14 protein-coding genes are annotated in these 18,377 nt (G+C 61.8%); 7 read left to right on the top strand and 7 right to left on the bottom strand.

The window, feature by feature from the left end; genetic code table 11:
* Positions 1-104 precede the first annotated feature (104 nt).
* Positions 105-734 carry a glutathione S-transferase family protein gene (locus CKW30_RS04195; protein ID WP_056786106.1) on the bottom strand — a complete coding sequence of 210 codons (630 nt, stop codon included), beginning with the start codon at positions 732-734 and terminating at the stop codon, positions 105-107.
* A 284-nt stretch (positions 735-1,018) separates the two neighbouring features.
* Here CKW30_RS04195 and CKW30_RS04200 point away from each other — a divergent pair, with 284 nt between their 5' ends.
* On the top strand, positions 1,019-3,070 hold the full coding sequence (locus CKW30_RS04200) for a pyridoxamine 5'-phosphate oxidase family protein (protein ID WP_095180053.1): 2,052 nt from the start codon (positions 1,019-1,021) through the stop codon (positions 3,068-3,070).
* A gap of 18 nt (positions 3,071-3,088) precedes the next feature.
* Positions 3,089-3,301 carry a hypothetical protein gene (locus tag CKW30_RS04205; protein WP_041480326.1) on the top strand — a complete coding sequence of 71 codons (213 nt, stop codon included), beginning with the start codon at positions 3,089-3,091 and terminating at the stop codon, positions 3,299-3,301.
* Here the strand turns inward: CKW30_RS04205 and gabP are convergent.
* Both gabP and CKW30_RS04215 read right to left on the bottom strand, forming a co-directional pair.
* Complete coding sequence (gene gabP, locus CKW30_RS04210) at positions 3,298-4,704, bottom strand: GABA permease (RefSeq protein WP_095180054.1); 1,407 nt, start codon at positions 4,702-4,704, stop codon at positions 3,298-3,300. The genes CKW30_RS04205 and gabP overlap by 4 nt on opposite strands.
* A gap of 235 nt (positions 4,705-4,939) precedes the next feature.
* Positions 4,940-7,066, bottom strand: a complete 2,127-nt coding sequence (locus CKW30_RS04215) for a TonB-dependent siderophore receptor (protein ID WP_095180055.1) — start codon at positions 7,064-7,066, stop codon at positions 4,940-4,942.
* Positions 7,067-7,332: 266 nt separating this feature from the next.
* Between CKW30_RS04215 and paoC the strand changes: the two genes are divergently transcribed.
* Positions 7,333-9,543, top strand: coding sequence for an aldehyde oxidoreductase molybdenum-binding subunit PaoC (gene paoC, locus CKW30_RS04220; RefSeq protein ID WP_095180056.1), 2,211 nt, complete (start codon positions 7,333-7,335; stop codon positions 9,541-9,543).
* Between the two features lie 25 nt (positions 9,544-9,568).
* Positions 9,569-9,901, top strand: a complete 333-nt coding sequence (locus CKW30_RS04225) for a hypothetical protein (RefSeq protein WP_041480322.1) — start codon at positions 9,569-9,571, stop codon at positions 9,899-9,901.
* A 157-nt stretch (positions 9,902-10,058) separates the two neighbouring features.
* Here the strand turns inward: CKW30_RS04225 and CKW30_RS04230 are convergent, their stop codons facing one another.
* A complete protein-coding gene (locus tag CKW30_RS04230; protein ID WP_056786121.1) occupies positions 10,059-10,643 on the bottom strand; it encodes a TetR/AcrR family transcriptional regulator in 585 nt (194 codons plus the stop codon).
* A 212-nt stretch (positions 10,644-10,855) separates the two neighbouring features.
* Here CKW30_RS04230 and CKW30_RS04235 point away from each other — a divergent pair, with 212 nt between their 5' ends.
* The 3 genes from CKW30_RS04235 to CKW30_RS04245 all read left to right on the top strand — a co-directional run bounded on the left by CKW30_RS04235 (position 10,856) and on the right by CKW30_RS04245 (position 14,490).
* On the top strand, positions 10,856-11,533 hold the full coding sequence (locus CKW30_RS04235; RefSeq protein ID WP_095180057.1) for a type 1 glutamine amidotransferase domain-containing protein: 678 nt from the start codon (positions 10,856-10,858) through the stop codon (positions 11,531-11,533).
* A gap of 102 nt (positions 11,534-11,635) precedes the next feature.
* Positions 11,636-12,757, top strand: a complete 1,122-nt coding sequence (locus tag CKW30_RS04240; RefSeq protein WP_095180058.1) for an alkene reductase — start codon at positions 11,636-11,638, stop codon at positions 12,755-12,757.
* Positions 12,758-12,951: 194 nt separating this feature from the next.
* Positions 12,952-14,490 (top strand): cryptochrome/photolyase family protein, encoded by a 1,539-nt coding sequence (locus CKW30_RS04245; RefSeq protein ID WP_095180059.1) that lies wholly within the window; start codon positions 12,952-12,954, stop codon positions 14,488-14,490.
* Between the two features lie 6 nt (positions 14,491-14,496).
* Here CKW30_RS04245 and CKW30_RS04250 read toward each other — a convergent pair whose 3' ends face one another.
* From CKW30_RS04250 to CKW30_RS04260, 3 genes are all read right to left on the bottom strand, one after another.
* Positions 14,497-15,999, bottom strand: coding sequence for a sensor domain-containing diguanylate cyclase (locus tag CKW30_RS04250; RefSeq protein ID WP_095180060.1), 1,503 nt, complete (start codon positions 15,997-15,999; stop codon positions 14,497-14,499).
* A 130-nt stretch (positions 16,000-16,129) separates the two neighbouring features.
* Complete coding sequence (locus CKW30_RS04255; protein WP_041480316.1) at positions 16,130-17,044, bottom strand: LysR family transcriptional regulator; 915 nt, start codon at positions 17,042-17,044, stop codon at positions 16,130-16,132.
* Positions 17,045-17,138: 94 nt separating this feature from the next.
* The gene (locus CKW30_RS04260) at positions 17,139-18,338 is read right to left on the bottom strand and encodes an MFS transporter (RefSeq protein WP_095180061.1); all 1,200 of its coding nucleotides are present in this window, start codon (positions 18,336-18,338) and stop codon (positions 17,139-17,141) included.
* Between the last annotated feature and the right edge of the window lie 39 nt (positions 18,339-18,377).

Here is an 18,377-nt window from a genome sequence, read left to right on the forward strand (position 1 = left end):
CGAGCCTGCTCGCGAAGGCATTCTGTCAGTCAACATCACCGTTGAATGACCCACCGCTATCGCGGGCAAGCTGCTCCCACAAGGTTTTTTGGCGTGTGCTGATATCAAGCGCTTTGCAGGCCCACCGCTGTGCGCTGCATGCCGACGAATTTCGGCAGCGCCTCGACCCGTTCCAGCCACGCCCGAACATTCGGATATTCGTCCAGCGAGACATTGCCTTCCGGTGCGTGGGCGACGTAAGTGTAGGCGGCCACATCGGCGACGGTTGCCTTGTCGCCGGCAAGGAATGCGCTGTTGGCCAACTCGTCTTCCATCACTTGCAATAAAGCGTGGGAACGCTTGATCGCATCAGCCGCGTCGTAACCGGCGCCGAACACCGTGATCAAGCGCGCCGTGGCCGGGCCGGAGCTGATCTGCCCGGCAGCTACCGATAACCAGCGTTGCACCTTGGCTTGCTCGACCGGATCGCTCGGCAGCCACTGGCCGTTGCCGTATTTGCTCGCCAGATAAACCAGAATGCCGTTGGAATCCGCGAGCACCGTGCCGTTGTCATCAATCACCGGCACCTGGCCGAAACGGTTGAGGGCGAGGAATTCAGGGGTTTTGTGTGCGCCCTTCATCAGGTCGACGAACACCAGTTCGGTCGGAACATTCAGCAGGGACAGCATCAACTCGACGCGATGCGAGTGGCCGGACAACGGATGGCGATACAGTTTGACGGCTGACTGAGACATGACGTGCTCCTGGATTATTTGAGGTCGACCCGCTGATCGTGTCGATGGGCTCATCCTGCTCCCCTGCCGCAAATCGCGGAATCCTCAGCAAATACAATCGAGCATTTCAGCCAGTGAAATAATCATCCTCGTCCTTAGGCGCGCGTAGGGATCATTTCACCGCGTGAAACAGTGGATTGCAGTTTCTGGCCATTCCCTCGCAACCGGCCGAGGGCGAACATGAGCCCACTTGAGCTTCAGCCCCTGGCGGCTCACCGGCCCGTTTGCACCCGAGGAGAATCGAAATGGACACAGCGTCGAAACCGCAGCCCTCGCCCTGGCATGAAGGTGAGCTGACCCTGCAACGTGCCGTCGGCGCGGTAGAAATGATGGTCGGTGTCGGCCAGCGGCAATTGGCCCGCGACTGGATGCCGGATCAGCACCGCGAGTTCTATGCGCAACTGCCCTTCGTCGTGCTCGGCGCCGTTGATGGCCAGGGCGACCCGTGGGCGACGCTGCGCACCGGTCAACCGGGCTTCATGGATTCGCCGTCGCCACAGGTGCTGAAGATCAAACTCGACGCCCAGCCTAACGATCCGGCGAATCAAGGCCTGCAGCCCGGCGACGCGATCGGCATGCTCGGCATCGAGCTGCACACCCGTCGGCGCAATCGCATGAACGGCAACATCAGCCGCCGCGCTGACAACAGCCTCGAGATCGGCGTGACCCAGGCTTACGGCAACTGCCCGCGCTACATCAATCTGCGCCATTACGCGTTCGTCGACGAAACCACCGATGCCGCGCTCGACTTGCCGGTCAGCGAACCCTTGGTGCGCGACATGATCACCGCCGCCGATTCGTTCTACGTGGCCACTTATGTGGTGCGCGACGGTGAGCGCCAGGTCGATGTGTCCCATCGCGGCGGCAAATCCGGTTTCGTCCATATGGACGAAGACGGCACCCTGACCATCCCGGATTTCTCCGGCAATCTGTTCTTCAACACTCTGGGCAACATCCTGCTCAACCCGCGCGCCGGGCTGACCTTCATCGATTTTGAAAGCGGCGATCTGTTGCAGATGACCGGCAGCGCGGAAGTGCTGCTCGATGATCCGCAAATCGCCGCGTTCCAGGGTGCCGAACGTCTGTGGCGCTTCAGGCCGCAGCGCATCGTTTACCGTCAGGCCGCATTGCCACTGCGCTGGGCCGAGCAGCCGGAAGGCGATTCGCCCAATTCGCAAATGACCGGCAGCTGGGAACAGACCCGCGAACGTCTGCAGGCCGAGGCGCTGCGCAACCAATGGCGTGCGCTGCACGTAACGCGTGTAGTCGATGAGAGTCCGCAGATCCGTTCGTTTTACCTGCAAGCTAACGACGGCTTCGGCCTGCCGCGCTTCGAACCGGGCCAGCACTTGCCGATCAAGGTCTTGCTCGACGGCCAGGATGCCGCGTCGATCCGCACCTACAGCGTGTCCAGCGCGCCGTCGGACGAGTTTCTGCGTATCAGCGTCAAACGCGATGGCTCGGTATCCTCGCATCTGCATGATCGCGTTCAGGCATTGGACTTGATCGAAGCCCGCGCGCCGCAAGGCGACTTCACCGTCGACGCCACCGAACGCCGGCCACTGGTGCTGTTGGCCGCAGGGGTTGGGGTGACGCCGTTGCTGTCGATGCTGCGCGAGGTGGTCTATCAGGGCAAACGCATCAGCCGCATGCGCCCGACCTGGGTGGTGCAAAGCAGTCGCACCGTCGAGGATCTGGCCTTTCGCGAAGAAATCGACGCCTTGGCTGCGCGCGCCGGTGACAAGGTCAAGGTGCTGCGCGTGGTCAGCCAGCCGCCGCTGGAAGCAACAGCGCAGGGTTACGATCATGCCGGGCGCATCGACATCGCCTTGCTGAAGAGCCTGCTGCCGCTGGATGACTACGATTTCTACCTGTGCGGCCCGGGCAGTTTTACCCAGGCGCTGTACGACGGCCTGCGCAAAATGCGCATCCCGGACGATCGCATCCACGCCGAAACCTTCGGCCCGTCGACGCTGATCCGCGATGTCGAAATCAGCACCCCGGCGCCGCCGCAAGTACCGGTCGCCGAAGAGCCGGTCAAGGTGTTGTTTGCCACGTCCGGCAAGGAAGCACGCTGGGAACCGGGCAGCGGCACCTTGCTCGAACTGGCCGAGGCGCGTGGCTTGAATCCGGAGTTCAGCTGTCGCGGCGGGTCCTGCGGCACCTGCAAAACCCGCCTTACCAGCGGCCAGGTGCATTACCTCACCCCGCCGGCCATGCGCCTGGCGGACGACGAAGTGCTGATCTGCTGCGCCGCCCCGGCGCAGGGCAGCGACACCCTGGTGCTGGATGTTTGAATTTTGAGGAGGTGTGCCATGAAGCCGTTTGCCGAAACCAGCGTCGTTTGGCCGCAAGAGAAAACCGGACTGTCCGCCAGCGAATGCGAACGCAGTTTTTTGCTGCCGCAACTGATGGGCTCGCTCGCCGGTGAAACCTGCGCGTTGACGGGCTCATTCAATCAACGTGAGCATCTGCCTTCGAGCCCGAACGGCTGGTTTTCCCGTGGGCTCAAGGCGTTGTTTGCTTAGGCTTTGCTCACCGCCGCCACTCTGCCCGCCGGCCCATGCTGGCGGCTGCTGATCAATCCGACGAAGGAAATCAGCAGCGCCAAGCCAATGGTCGAAGTCACTTCCAGGCGATGTTCAGGGGTGATCATCATCACTGCCAAAGCCGCACAGATGAAGGCAATGACCAGCCAGGTAAGCCAGGGAAACAGCCACATGCGCAGGGTCATTTCGACCTTTTCCCGTTCCAGTCGGCGGCGCATGCGCAACTGCGAAATGGCGATCACCAGATACACCAGCAAGGCGATTGCGCCGGAGCTGGCGAGCAGGAACTGGAACAGCCCGGCCGGCATGAAATAGCTGAGCAAGGTAACGCCTGCGCCGATCACCGTGCTGGCGATCACCGCCGCGCGTGGCACGCCCGCCCCCGAAGTCACCTTCAATGCCGGCGGCGCATCGCCGCGTCGGCCCAAGGAATAGAGCATGCGCGAGGAAATGTAGATCGAGGAGTTCATGCAACTGGCCACCGCGATCAACACCACAACGTCGACGAGAAATTTGGCGTTGGGGATGTTCATCAGTTCCAGTGCGCGCTGGTAGGAGCCGACCGAGGCTAGTTGCGGGTCATTCCACGGCACCACGGAAATCACCACGAAGATCGACAGCAGATAGAAAATGCCGATACGCCAGATCACCGAACGCGTGGCCTTGGCGATGTTCTGCGCCGGATTGTTCGATTCCGCAGCGGCAATGGTCACCGCTTCGGTGCCGATGAAACTGAACATGATGGTGATGAACGCGCCGACCACCGCCGACATGCCGTTCGGCGCAAAGCCGCCGTGCTCGGCCATCAGCGTGCTCAAGCCACTGGCTTCGCGCTCGGGAATCCAGCCCATCAGCACCGCAAAACCCAGGCCGATGAAACCGATGATTGCGATGACCTTGGCCATGGCGAACCAGAATTCGAACTCGCCGTATTTCGACACGCTGAACAGGTTGGTGATCACCAGCAGGACGATCGACAGCAAGGCGAACAACCAGGCATCGACCTGGGGAAACCACTGATTGAGCACGTGACCGGCGGCCAGTGCTTCGATGGGAATCACCAGCACCCAGAACCACCAATACAGCCAGCCGATGGTGAACCCGGCCCAGCGCCCAATGGCTTGATCGGCGTAGGTGGAAAACGAGCCGGTGTCGGGGTGCGCCACGGCCATTTCGCCGAGCATGCGCATCACCAGCACGACCAGCAGACCGGAGAACAGATAAGCGAGCAGCACCGCAGGTCCTGCGGCGGCGATGGCGTGGCCTGAGCCAACGAAAAGTCCTGCGCCGATGATGCCGGCAATGGAAAGCATGGTGACGTGACGCGGTTTGAAACCTTGCGCCAACTGACCGTTGGAGTCCTTGGGGTTCAGGCTAGTCATGGGTTCTTATTGTTCTCATGATCGACGTTTGGGCCACTGACTGAGCGTCAGGCGATCATCATTTCCGGTGTCGGCATCAGGCGAAAGCTGCGACGCAGACGCTTTGCCGACGAAATGATGCTTCACCTTACGTGGCCCGACCGCCGCGCAACTAGCCTGAGTGCGGCATGCCGATGTCTGATTTCGACATGCCACTCTCAGGCCAGCATGGGTCGGCGGCAACCGCTGCGGCGATTTACAGCGTGTAGGAAATCCCCACCTGCACGGTTCGCGGCGCCCCCGGGTAGGCGTAAACGTTGCCGAAGGCGCCCTCTTCGTAGTCACGATCGAAGATGTTTTTCACATCGAGATTGAGGCGCACCTTGTCGTTGACCTTGTAGAAGCTCAGCAGGTCGACCACGGTGTAACTGCCCATGGAAAACGCGGTGTTGGCGGTCTGCCCGGCGCGCTCGTCGACGTATTTCAGGCCAGTGCCGAGACCCAGACCTTTAAGCGTGCCGTCCTGAAATTCGTACATATTGAGCAGGCTGAAGCTGTTCTTCGGGATGTTCAGCAGTCGGGTGCCGGAGCGCAGCGTGTTGTCCTTGGTCACCTCGGCGTCGACGTAAGCGTAACCGCCGACCACTCGCCACTCCGGGGTGAGGTTGCCGGTGACGTTGACGTCGAAACCACGGCTGCGTACTTCACCAGCGGCGACGCTGAAGGTGGAGTCCACCGGGTCGGTGGTCAGCACGTTGCGTTTTTCGATCTGGTAGATCGCCGCGTCGACGCTCAACTGCTGATCCAGCGCTTCCCACTTCACGCCCATCTCGTAGGACTTGCCTTTCTCCGGGGCGAAACCGCCGCCTTCGCGGCTGGCGCCGGTGTTGGGCTTGAACGAGCGCGCGGTGTTGGCGTACACCGCCAGGGTATCGGTCAAATCGTAGGTGATGCCGATACGCGGGGTGACGGCATTGTCGCTGGCCTGCCAGCTCTTGCCGCCCGGCACGTAGGTTTCATAGTCATGCTCAAAGCGCTCGAAACGCGCGCCGGCCAGGACTTTGAGCTTGTCGGTCAGGGCGACCTGATCCTGCACGAACGCGGCGTAGGTCTTGAGGTTTTCTTTGTCGTGGGTCGGCGTGCGGGTCAGCGCCGGGCGTGGCTGGCCGTAAACCGGATTGAAGATGTCGATCGGGTAGGCACTGACCGCGCCGCTGGAGCGCTGGATGATCGACTTGTAGTCGTAATCTTCGTACTCGATGCCGGTGAGCAAGGTGTGCTGCAGACCGCCAGTATCAAAATGCCCGGTGAGGTTGAGCTGGGTGTCCTTGTCGGTCCATTCCAGCTTGCGGTAGTTGAAGTTGCGCCCCAGCGTGCGGCCGTCAGCGGCAATGCCGTTGGCCTCGATCGCGTTGCCCTTGAGCGAGCCGTCGAGCCACTGGAAACCACCGCCGAGGGTCCAGTCATCGTTGAGCATGTGCTCGAACCGCAGTTGCGCCATGTTGTTGTCGTTGTGCAGTTTGCCGACGTCCTTCTCGCCGAAGAAGGTATCGCGCGAGGCGGTGCCGATCTGCGCCGGGTAGCGCGTCACGCCACGATCGAGCGGCGCGTTGTTGCGCATGAAGTCGCCTTCGAAAATCAGCTTGGTCGCATCGGTGGCCTGCCAGGTCAGCACCGGCGTGATGCCGTAGCGCTCGTTCTCGACATGATCGCGGAAGGTGTCACCGCCCTCGCCCACCACATTCAAGCGATAGGCCAGACGCCCTTCTTCGTCGAGTGGCCCGGAAGCGTCGAGGGTGCCGCGCTTCATGCCTTGGTCGTTCAACTGGCTGCCTAACGTAACGGTGCGCTCGGGCAACGGCTGTTTCGACACCACGTTGAAGGTACCGCCTGGGTCGCCACGGCCATAGAGCATGGTCGCCGGACCGCGCAGCACTTCCAGGCGTTCTATGGTGTTGGCGTCGGGCATGTTCGGGTAGCCACGGTTGATCGGGAAACCGTTGCGGTAGAACTCACCCGTAGTGAAGCCACGCACGGTGAACGTGGTCAGGCCCTGCCCACCGAAATTGTTCGCCCGCCCGACGCCGCCGGCGTAATCCAGCGCATCCTGCAAACGCGTCGCGCCGAGGTCTTCAACGGCATCCTTGGTCACCACGCTGATCGATTGCGCGGTTTCATGAATCGAGGTGTCGGTGCGCGTGGCGCTGGCCGAACGGGTCGCGCGGTAGCCTTGCACCGGGCCGTCTGCCCGTTCGTAATCAGCTGTGCCGACCACATCGGTGGCTTCCAGCTCAAGCGTTGAAGAAGTCGGTTCGGCTGACTCAGCCCACGAGGAAGAAGACAACGCCTGCAGCACACAAATGGAAAGCAGAGTTCGACGCATGAGGTGAAAACCTTTACGAATAGGCCAGAACGAAGGGCAAAACCGCCAATGAAAACGCGGCGCATGGTATACGGTCGCATTAGTAATTGAAACGTATTCTTATTTGTAATGTTGATCAGGATTGGTGAGCGGGATTCATCACTCCATCCTGAAACCGCGCATTATCAGCAGCGCGTCGATGGCCTAGGCTCGTAGAGATCCGACGTCAATCGATGGCTGCGCCGAGCTACGTGGGCGTCGCCAGCCTGTCTGAAAGGAATTTGCAGATGAAATTCGACACCCCGGCCGGCTCCAATCCGATCGACCAACTGAACGTCATCGGCCAACCTGCCAACCGCATCGACGGCAAGCTGAAAACCACCGGCACCGCCCCCTACGCCTACGAGCAAAACGCAGCGGTGCCGGACGCCGCTTACGGCTATATCGTCGGCGCCGGGATCGGCAAGGGGCGCATCGCCTCGATTGATTCGACGCAAGCGCGGGAAGCGTCCGGGGTGATTGCCATCGTCACTTACGAAAACGCCGGGCCATTGGCCAAAGGCGAGTTTTACGTAGCCAGGGCCTTGGCCGGGCCGCAGGTCGATCACTATCACCAGGCCGTGGCGATTGTCGTCGCAGACACTTTTGAACAGGCCCGCGCGGCCGCCGGCTTGCTCGACATCCGCTACGTGGCCGAACCAGGTTCATTCGATCTGGCGGCTGCGAAAGACTCCGCAACCCCACCGCCACCGGCCGGTTTCGGCCCGCCGCCGCAGACCAGCGTCGGTGACTTCGAAGGCGCCTTCAACGCTGCGCCAGTGCAAATCGATCAGCACTACAGCACGCCTGACCAGGCCCACGCGATGATGGAACCGCACGCAACCATTGCCCGTTGGAGTGGCACGCAGTTGACCTTGTGGACATCGATCCAACAGATCAACTGGGGCGTGCGCGATCTGGCGAAAACCCTCGGTATCGCCAAGGAAGATGTGCGCCTGATCTCGCCGTATATCGGCGGCGGTTTCGGCGGTAAGGGCACGATTCTTTGCGACGCAGTGTTGGCATCCCTGGCGGCTCGACATGCCGGGCGACCGGTGAAAGTCGCGCTGCCGCGGCCGCTGATGTTCAACAACCTGACCCATCGTCCGGCGACGCTTCAGCGCCTGCGCATCGGTGCCAACCGTGACGGCGTGATCACGGCGATCGGCCATGAGAGCTGGTCGGGCAATCTGCGCGGTGGTCGCGCCGAAGCGGCCACCGCGTCAACCCGCTTGCTTTACGCCGGGGCCAATCGCATGACCCGTTTGAATCTCGCCGTGCTTGATCTCGCCGAGGGTTCGGCGATGCGCGCGCCGGGCGAGGCACCGGGGATGATGGCGCTGGAAATCGCCATGGATGAACTGGCCGAAAAGCTGCAGATGGATCCGCTGCAGCTGCGCATCCTCAACGATTCGCAGGTCGATCCGGAGCAACCGGCGCGGCCGTTCTCCAAACGGCAGTTGGTGGAATGCCTGAACACTGGGGCCGAACGCTTTGGCTGGCGTCAGCGCAACCCTCAACCCGCTCAGCGCCGTGAGGATGGCTGGCTGATCGGCATCGGGCTGGCCTCGGCGATTCGCGGCGCACCGACCACCGCTTCGGCGGCGCGGGTGCGTCTCGATCGTCAAGGCGTCATCACCGTGGAAACCGACATGACCGACATCGGCACCGGCAGTTACACCATCATCGCCCAGACCGCTGCCGAAATGATGGGCGTGCCGCTGGACCGTGTCGTGGTGCACTTGGGCGATTCGCGGTTTCCGGAATCGTCGGGCTCCGGCGGCCAGTGGGGCGCGGCCTCCTCCACTGCCGGCGTGTATGCCGCGTGTGTGAAACTGCGTGAAGCCGCCGCTCGCGCCGTCGGGATTGACCCGCAGCAAGCGGAGTTTGTCGACGGGCAAATTCGCGCAGGCTCGCAGCAGGTTGCCTTGGCTCAGGCCGCAGCCAATGGCGAGCTGACGGGCGAGGACCGCATGGAATACGGCGATCTGGCCGAGCGTTTTGCCCAGCAGACTTTCGGCGCGCATTTCGCCGAGGTCGCGGTCAATGCGGCGACCGGCGAAATTCGCCTGCGCCGGCAACTGGCCGTGTGCGCCGCCGGGCGCATCCTCAATCCGAAAACCGCGCGCAGCCAGATCATCGGCGGCATGACCATGGGCGCAGGTGCGGCATTGATGGAGGAGTTGGCGGTTGATCATCGAATCGGCTTTTTCGTCAATCACGATCTGGCCGGATACGAGGTGCCGGTGCACGCCGACATTCCCCATCAGGAAGTGATCTTTCTTGATGAAGTCGACCCGTATGCCACCCCGCTGAAGGCCAAAGGCGTCGGTGAGCTGGGTATCAGCGGCGCGGCGGCGGCCATCGCCAACGCGATCTATAACGCCTGTGGCGTACGGGTGCGCGATTATCCGATTACGCTGGATAAACTCATCGGCGAGTTGTCCTACCCGGTCTGATACTGGATCACGCAGGATATCGCCCATGTACCCCACCACCCCCGATGGCCGCTATTTTGTGGTCAAGCAACAGCTATGGCGTTGCAGCAATCCATCACTGCCAGCCGCCGAGCGTGAGGCGTTTGTAGCCGAACTCATGTCAGCGCGGCGTGCGGTCAAAGAGGCAAAGCGTGCGGAGGATGCACAGGCGTTGAAGTCAGCGAGAGCTCGCGTCAACGACGCCAAAGTCGCGCTGGGTGAGCGCGGGCCGGTGTGGTGGGATGACGGCAGCCCGGATTACAACCGATTCAAAGTGAGCAATACACCGTATGCGCAGTGGTTTGCCCAACTGCCTGAAGAGGACAGCAGTTCTGCCTGAGTTTTGAATGGCCTGCTGATCTCCAATCCCACCAATCAACAAAGATCTCCTGTGGGAGCGAGCCTGCTCGCGAATGCATTGGGTCAGTTAAAGAAGATGTTGGATGTGCCGCCGCCATCGCGAGCAGGCTTGCTCCCACAGGGATCTGCGGCGAGGCTCAGACTCGCAACAACTGCCGGGTCATCGCCATCGAAGTTTCCAGCGACTGCCCGGTGCGCTGCAGTTTGTTCAGCAGACTCGCGCCGAGCCAGAGCTGATACAGCGTCTCCGCCAACTTCCGCGCATCGCCCTCGGGCAGGCTTTTGTCATTTTGGCCTTGTTCGATGCATTCGGTGATGCGCGCGACGATGCGTTCGGCGCCGTCGCGCAAGGTCAGGCGCATTGATTCGGACAGGTCGGCGACTTCGGCGCTGAGTTTCACCACCAGGCATTCATCCCCGTGGCCTTCGAGGGTGCAGCGGTTCTGCCAGCCCTGCCAGTAATCCATCAAACGCTCGAACGCAGTCAGCCCAGGCAATGTCAGGCGGCGCTCCATGTCGGCGAGGTAGTCGACGAAGTAATCCTCGAGCAGCGCCTGGCCATACAACTCCTTGGATTTGAAGTAGTGATAGAACGAGCCCTTGGGCACGCCAGCGGTCTGCAGGATCTCGTTGAGGCCGACGCTGGTGAAGCCCTTCTCGGCCATCATCCGGTGGCCGGTGTCGAGCAAGTGTTGGCGGGTGTCGTCAAAGGTCGGCTTCATGGTGCGCAAAATTCCAGACAATAGACCAGTCGTATAGTTTTCAGGACCGGGAGTTTGCCATAACCGACGGGCAAAAACATTTTCTGAAAAAATTACTAGACGACTGGTCTAATTGGAAACTATGCTGCGCCCCGACACACAAATTCATGCGGCACCGACAACAAGCGAATCCCTCGCCTTCTGCCGATGCCAGACCAACCCAAGGGTGCTATATGAAAATCTTGATGGTTCTGACTTCCCACGATCAACTCGGCAACACCGGCAAGAAAACCGGTTTCTGGCTGGAAGAGTTCGCCGCGCCCTACTTTGCCTTCAAGGACGCCGGCGCCGACGTCACGCTAGTGTCGCCCGCCGGCGGCCAGCCGCCGCTCGATCCGAAAAGCGATGAGCCAAGCGCGCAGACTGCCGAAACAGATCGCTTCCGCGCTGATCCGGCCGCACAACAGGCACTCGCCACCACCGGCCGTTTGGCTGACGTGAAGGCTGAGGATTTCGACGCCGTGTTCTACCCAGGTGGCCACGGCCCGCTGTGGGATCTGGCCGAAGACAAGGCCTCGATCGCGCTGATCGAAGCCTTCGACCGCGCCAACAAACCTCACGGTTTTGTCTGCCACGCACCCGGCGTGTTGCGTCATGTGGTGCGCGCTGACGGCCAGCCAATCGTCAAGGGCCGTGATGTCACCGGCTTCACCAATGCCGAAGAAGCGGCGGTCGGCCTGACTGACGTGGTGCCGTTCCTCATCGAAGACGAGTTCCAGCGTCTTGGCGGGCGCTATTCGAAAGTTGCCGACTGGCAGGTGCATGTGGTCGCTGACGGTCAACTGGTCACCGGCCAGAACCCGGCCAGCTCCGCCGCCGTTGCCCAAAAGCTGTTGAAGATGCTCGGCTGAATCCCTCGCTCTACCCCGATCAACGCCGCGTGCGTACCGCCCGGCGTTGTTTTTTTGCCCAGTCACTAGTCGACTGGTCTAATCAGATTCAAGGCTTACTCCATGAATAACGCTTTCTTCACGCCTGCCAAATTGGGCGCACACACCCTGAAAAACCGCATCGTCCTGCCACCTCTCACCCGCCAGCGCAGCACGCAACCGGGCAATGTCGCCAACGAATTGATGGCCGAGTATTACCAGCAGCGCGCCGGTGCCGGTTTGCTGGTCACCGAGGGCACGCAGATCGAACCGCGCGGCCAGGGTTATGCGTGGACGCCGGGCATTCATACGCCGGAGCAGATCGCCGGTTGGCGCAAAGTCACCGAGGCGGTGCACGCCGTGGATGGCGTGATCTTCGCCCAGCTCTGGCACGTCGGTCGGGTCTCGCACACGGCGTTGCAGCCCAATGGTGATGCGCCGGTGTCGGCCTCTGCGGTGGCGACGGACCGCGTCAGCGTGTTCATCGAAACCGCGCCTGGTGTCGGTGAACTGGTGCCGCCGTCCGCTCCGCGCGCGCTGAGCACCGATGAAGTGCAGGAACTGATTCAGCTGTACATCCAGGCCGCGCGCAACGCGATGGATGCAGGTTTCGACGGCATCGAACTGCATTGCGCCAACGGTTATCTGGTCAACCAGTTCATCTCCGCCCACAGCAACCTGCGCACCGATCAGTACGGCGGCTCACTGGATAATCGCTTGCGCTTCTTGCGCGAAGTGGTGGCCGGTGTTGCCGAATGCATCGGCAAGGACAAGGTCGGTGTGCGTTTCGCACCGTTGTTCACTACCACCGATGAAGCGCGGACGTATCTTGGCCTGGTCGAGGAAGATCCGCACAGCACTTACATTGCCGCGATCAAGATTCTCCAAGACCTCGGCATCGCCTACCTGTCGATCGCCGAAGCCGACTGGGACAACGCGCCAGCGATGCCGCAGACCTTTCGCCGGGCCGTGCGCGACACGTTCAGCGGCGCGATCATTTATGCCGGTCGCTACACCGCCAAAACCGGCGCGCAATTGCTTGAGTCGGGGCTGGCCGATCTCGTTGCGTTTGGCCGACCGTTCATGGCCAACCCGGACCTGCCGGCGCGGATTGCCAATGACTGGCCGTTGAACCAGTTGAATCCGGCGACGGTGTATGGCGGTGGTGCCGAGGGTTATATCGACTATCCGACCTACCCCGCCTAAGAACCCAAAACAAGTTCCTGTGGGAGCGAGCCTGCTCGCGAAGGCGGTGGGTCAGTCAGCACTTGTATTGACTGACAGGACGCTTTCGCGAGCAGGCTCGCTCCCACAATAGGATGTCAGTGGCCGCTAAACCTATACATATCAAAAAATCTGTATAACTATTGGAGTTCGAATCGTTCACCGGACTTAGCTCCATGCCCCCTGCCCACCGCTTGCTCCTGATCCTCGGCGACCAGCTGTCTTTCGACCTGGCCTCCCTGCAGCCACTCGATCCCCAGCAAGACCTGCTGCTGATGGTCGAGGTCATGGAGGAAGCGACCCACGTCGCTCATCATCCGCAAAAAATCGCCCTGATCTTCAGCGCCATGCGCCACTTTGCGGAGGCGTTGCGCGATAAAGGCTACCGCGTCCAATACGTCCGCCTCGACGACCCGGATAACAGCGGCTCCATCCCCGGCGAATTGCAGCGCTGGCAAACCCTCACCGGCGCCGAACAGATTCATATCACCGAATGCGGCGACTGGCGCCTTGAGCAGTCAATCAAAGATTCGGGCTTGCCCGTGCACTGGCATTCAGACCGCCGTTTCCTCTGCTCCCGCGAAGAGTTCTCCAGTTGGGCCAGCGGCAAGAAACAGCTGCGCATGGAGTTTTTCTACCGCGAGATGCGGCGCAAGAGTCGGCTGCTGCTCAATGGCGACGGCACGCCGGTCGGCGGTGCGTGGAATTTCGATGCGGAGAATCGCAAGGCGCTGCCCAAACACGCCAAACAGCCCTACCCGGCACGTTTCGCCAATGACGCAATCACCCAAGAGGTGCTGGCGTTGGTCGGCGAGCGCTTTGCCACGCATTACGGCACGCTGGATGACTTCAACTACCCGGTGACCCACGCCGATGCCCTGGCCTTGTGGCAATACTTTCTCGACTATGCGCTGGCCGGCTTCGGTGATTACCAGGACGCCATGGCCAGCGACGAACCGTTCCTGTTTCACGCGCGGATCAGTGCCGCGCTGAACATCGGCTTACTCGATTTGCGCCAGCTGTGCAGCGATGTCGAGGCGGCCTACTGGTCGGGGAGCATCGGCCTCAACGCGGCCGAAGGCTTCATTCGGCAGTTGATCGGCTGGCGCGAATACGTGCGCGGTGTTTACTGGCTGAAGATGCCGGATTACGCCGAGGGCAATGTGTTCGGCAATACGCGTGCGCTGCCGGAGTTCTACTGGACCGGGCAGACACAGATGAACTGCATGCGCCAGGCCATCGGCCAAAGCCTGCAACATGCCTACGCCCACCACATCCAGCGGCTGATGGTCACCGGCAACTTTGCCTTGCTCGCCGGGATTGCGCCGAAGGAAATCTGTGAGTGGTATCTGGCGATCTACATGGACGCCTTCGACTGGGTCGAACTGCCCAACACCCTGGGCATGGTCATGCATGCCGACGGCGGTTATCTCGGCTCCAAGCCTTACTGTGCCAGCGGCCAGTACATCAATCGGATGTCGGATTACTGCGGCGACTGCGCCTACAAGGTCAAGGAAAGCAGCGCGGACGATGCCTGCCCGTTCAACGCGCTGTACTGGCATTTCCTCATGCGCCACGGCGACATTCTGCGTGGCAATCAGCGCATGGGCATGATGTACAAGAACCTCGACCGCATGCCGCTGGCCAAGCAGGACGCGCTGTGGCAGCGCGGGCAGATGCTGTTGGCGAAACTGGATAACGGCGAAGCTTTCTAGTGCGCCTCAGGCCTGCCCGGCTATCCCGTTGCGCCCCGCTGCTTTCGCGCGGTACAGCGCCTGATCGGCGGTTTGGATCAACGCCGGCAGCGAATCCAGCAGCGCGCCCGTCCGTACCGCCATGCCGATACTCACCGTGATCCGAGCAAACGGACTGCCCGGGTGGGCGATGTTCGCCTGCTGCAAACGCTCGAGCATCAGTTGCGCCACCACCGTCGCACCGGCGCTGTCGGTGGCCGGCATGATCACCGCCATTTCCTCGCCACCGTAGCGCGCGACCAGATCCGAGGGGCGTCGCACGCAGCCTTCAAGAATCTTGCTGACCGCTTGCAGGCAGGCATCGCCGGCGACGTGGCCCAAGGCATCGTTGAACAATTTGAAGTGATCAATATCAATCATCAGCAAGGCCAGCGAAGTCCCGTCACGCTGCGCGCGCCGCGCTTCCACCGTCAGGGTTTCATCGAAACAGCGGCGGTTGGCCAGGCCGGTCAGCGCGTCCTTCAGCGCCAGTAATTCCAGCTGGCGATTGGACGCGAGCAATTGCTGCTGGGCATCGCGCAAGGCTTCTTCGGCCTCGGTGCGGCGGCGGATATCAAGGATCAGGAACCAGCCGATCAACCCGGTCAGCCCCAGCAGCCCGATCACCACCACCGCCGACAGCGCCGCTTCGATGCGCCACGCCGCCAGCGCTTCGTCCTTGCCCAGAGCCACGGTGGTGATCAGCGGCAGCGTTTCGCTTTTGCGGAACGCGTACAGCCGCTCGACACCGTCGAGGCTGGAGGTGTAGGAGGCAGTGCCGACCGAGCGGTCAACGAGGTATTTGGCGTAGATCGGCGATTTGGAGAAGTTGCGGCCCATGTCCTGCTCGCGGAACGGATAGCGGACCAGCAGCGTGCCATCGGTGTACGACAGGCCTATCGCGCCGTCCTGGCCAACGTCGAGTTTGCCGAACACGCGCAAAAAGTTTTCCACCCCCAGCGTCACCGCTACCACGCCAGCGAACTGCCCGCCATCGTCGTTGAAGCGCCGACTGATAGTCACCACCCATTCGTGATTGGCACGGCTCTGGATCGGCGGGCCTATGAACGGCTCGCGGCTCGGGCTGTCACGGTGATGTATGAAATAGGCGCGGTCGCTGCTGTTGGCGCCCTCCGGAATCGGCCGATTGGAGGACATCAGCCAATGCCCGTTCCGGTCATAGATGATGATGCCGCTGAGCTGTGGCATCAGCGGCTGCTGGCGGTCGATCAGGCTCTGGATGCGTTGAATCTGCGCCGGGCCGTTGCCCTCGGTTTCCAGACGTTCGACCAGTCCGAGCAAGAGCAGCGAGCTTTGCCGGACGATGCCTTCGGTGTAGGTATTGAGCGCCTGGGTCAGGTTGAGGCCATGCACGTCGACTTCCGCCAGCGCACGCTCGCGCGAAGACCAGACCTTCCAGATCGTCAGTGAAGTCAGGGAACAGCCAATCACCAGCAGCAGGAGCATTACAAGGCGAGTATCACGCTTCACGTCAGTACCTTAAGGAAGTCCGGGATCCATTCCAGCCATCATTCGAACGTCGGCACTCACGGCGGCCACGTGTTCCGGGGCGCAAGCATACAAGCAGTGTGCAGCGGCTGCAGCAACAGAGTGTGCAGCGCTAAGCGGCAGGTGCGGCGGGTTTGAGGATTTCCACGAGAAAATCGATGAACACGTTGATCCGGCTCGATCCACGGTGGTTGGGCAGGTACAGCGCGTTGATGCAACTGCTGGCACTGCCGGGATTGACCTCGTAGTGCTCAAGCAAGCGCGTCAGGCGCCCGGCGGCGACGTCGTCGCGCACCAGCCAGTCGGCCAGCAGCGCCACCCCGCCACCGCCAATCGCCGCTTCGCGCAGAATGTCGGCGTTGTTGCTTTGCAGGCGTCCCGCAACGTTGAGCTGAATCGGCTCTTCGTCGCCCTGAAAGGTCCAGTGATGATGGCTGCCGCCGTAATCGAAACGCAGGCATTGGTGCTCAAGCAGATCCCGCGGATGTTCGAGCACGCCGCTGCGCGCCAGATAATCCGGGCTGGCGACAATCCAACGCTGAAACTGCCCGACGCGTTTGCTGACGATGTCTTCGCTGACCACCGTCGAGCCGAGCCGCACTGAAACGTCGATCTGCTCGCTGAGCAAATCGCTGACCTGATCGCTCAGTGACAGGCTGATCTCCAGCCCCGGATGGCGTTCGAGCAAGCGGCTCAGGTGCGGCGCGATCAGCCGGCGGCCAAACTCCACCGGCACGCTGATGCGCAAGCGGCCTTGGGCATCACTGCCACGATCGGCGACCACCGCATCGGCTTCGTCGATAGCATCGAGAATGGCCACGGCCTTCTCGAAATAGGTTTGACCGGCGACGGTCACGCTGGTGTTGCGCGTGGTGCGATTGAGCAGACTGGCGCCCAACTCGTTTTCCAGCCCCGCCACTTGCCGTGTCACCGAAGACGTCGAAATCCCAAGCTTGCGCGCCGCCGAGGAATAGCCCCCGCAGCGCACGGTTTCAACAAACATCTTCAATGCCAGCAACTTGTCCATAAGCGGGATCCGGTGGTGAGGGAACGCCGCTGATTGTGCATCAGTGCTCGCCACACGTCTTGTATCGTCGTGCTTGCCGGGCCTCATCGCGACCTCAGCCATCAGCCTTGCGGCTCAGGAACAACGCCAGCGCCAGCGCCGGCAACACCGCTACGGCGACGGCCGAGAGATTCCAGCCGAAGTGTTCGTACAGCGGGCTGGCGACCAGTGAGCCGAGGGCGCCGCCGACGAAGATGCTCGTCATGTACACCGCATTCAGGCGGGCGCGGCTGTGCGGGTCGAGGGCGTAGACCTCGCGCTGGCCGAGGACCATGTTCAACTGCACGGCAAAATCCAGCAGCACCGCACACACCACCAGCCACACATAACCACTGCCCGGCAACGCGGCGATCAACAGCGACAGCGGCGCCAGCAGCAACGCCACCAAGGTACCGCGACGACCGTGCCCGGCATCGGCCAGACGCCCGGCAATCGGCGCAGCAATCGCACCCACCGCGCCGACCAACGCAAAGATCGCCACCTGCGCCTGGCTGAAACTGTGGTGACGCATCAGCTCAATCGGCGCGAGAGTCCAGAACAGGCTGAAACTGGCGAACAGTAAACCCTGATACAGCGAACGCTGGCGCAACACAGGAAAGCGTCGGGCCAAGGCAAACACCGAACCGATCAACGCGACATAGGTGGCTTTGTGCGTCGGCACCCGGCGCGGCAGTGCCACAGCGGTAATCAGCGCGATTACCGCCATCAGTGCCGCCGCGCTGTAAAACACCCCGCGCCAGCCGAACACTTCAACCAACAGACTCGACAGCGGCCGCGACAGCAGAATCCCCAGCAGCAAGCCGCTCATGATGTTGCCAACGACGCGGCCACGGCTGGCTTCCGGTGCCAGATGCGCGGCCAGCGGCACAAGAATCTGCACTGCCACCGAAGTCAGGCCGATCAGCAAAGAAAGCAGCAGAAACAGCGACGGCGAGTGGGTCAGGCCAGCGCACAGCAGCGTCACACTCGCAGCGAGGGTGAAACCGACCACCAGACGGCGGTTTTCCATCAGGTCGGCCAACGGCACCAGCAGCAACAGGCCCAAGGCGTAACCGAATTGGGTCAGCGACACGATCAGGCTGGCATTGGCGCTGGACAGGCCGATCTGCGGCGCGATCAGTTCGACGATGGGTTGTGCGTAATACAGGTTGGCGACGACCGCGCCGCAGCAAAATGCCAGAAACGCGACCATCAGGCCGGAGAGTGAAGCAGGCTGTTCGGCGGGGGCCGCAACGGCAGGGTTGCCCGTAAGCATGGTGACACCTCGTTGAGTTCGGGAAAGTTGTGCCAAGGC

Source organism: Pseudomonas sp. Irchel 3F6, from assembly GCF_900187595.1.
Taxonomy (GTDB): domain Bacteria; phylum Pseudomonadota; class Gammaproteobacteria; order Pseudomonadales; family Pseudomonadaceae; genus Aquipseudomonas; species Aquipseudomonas siliginis.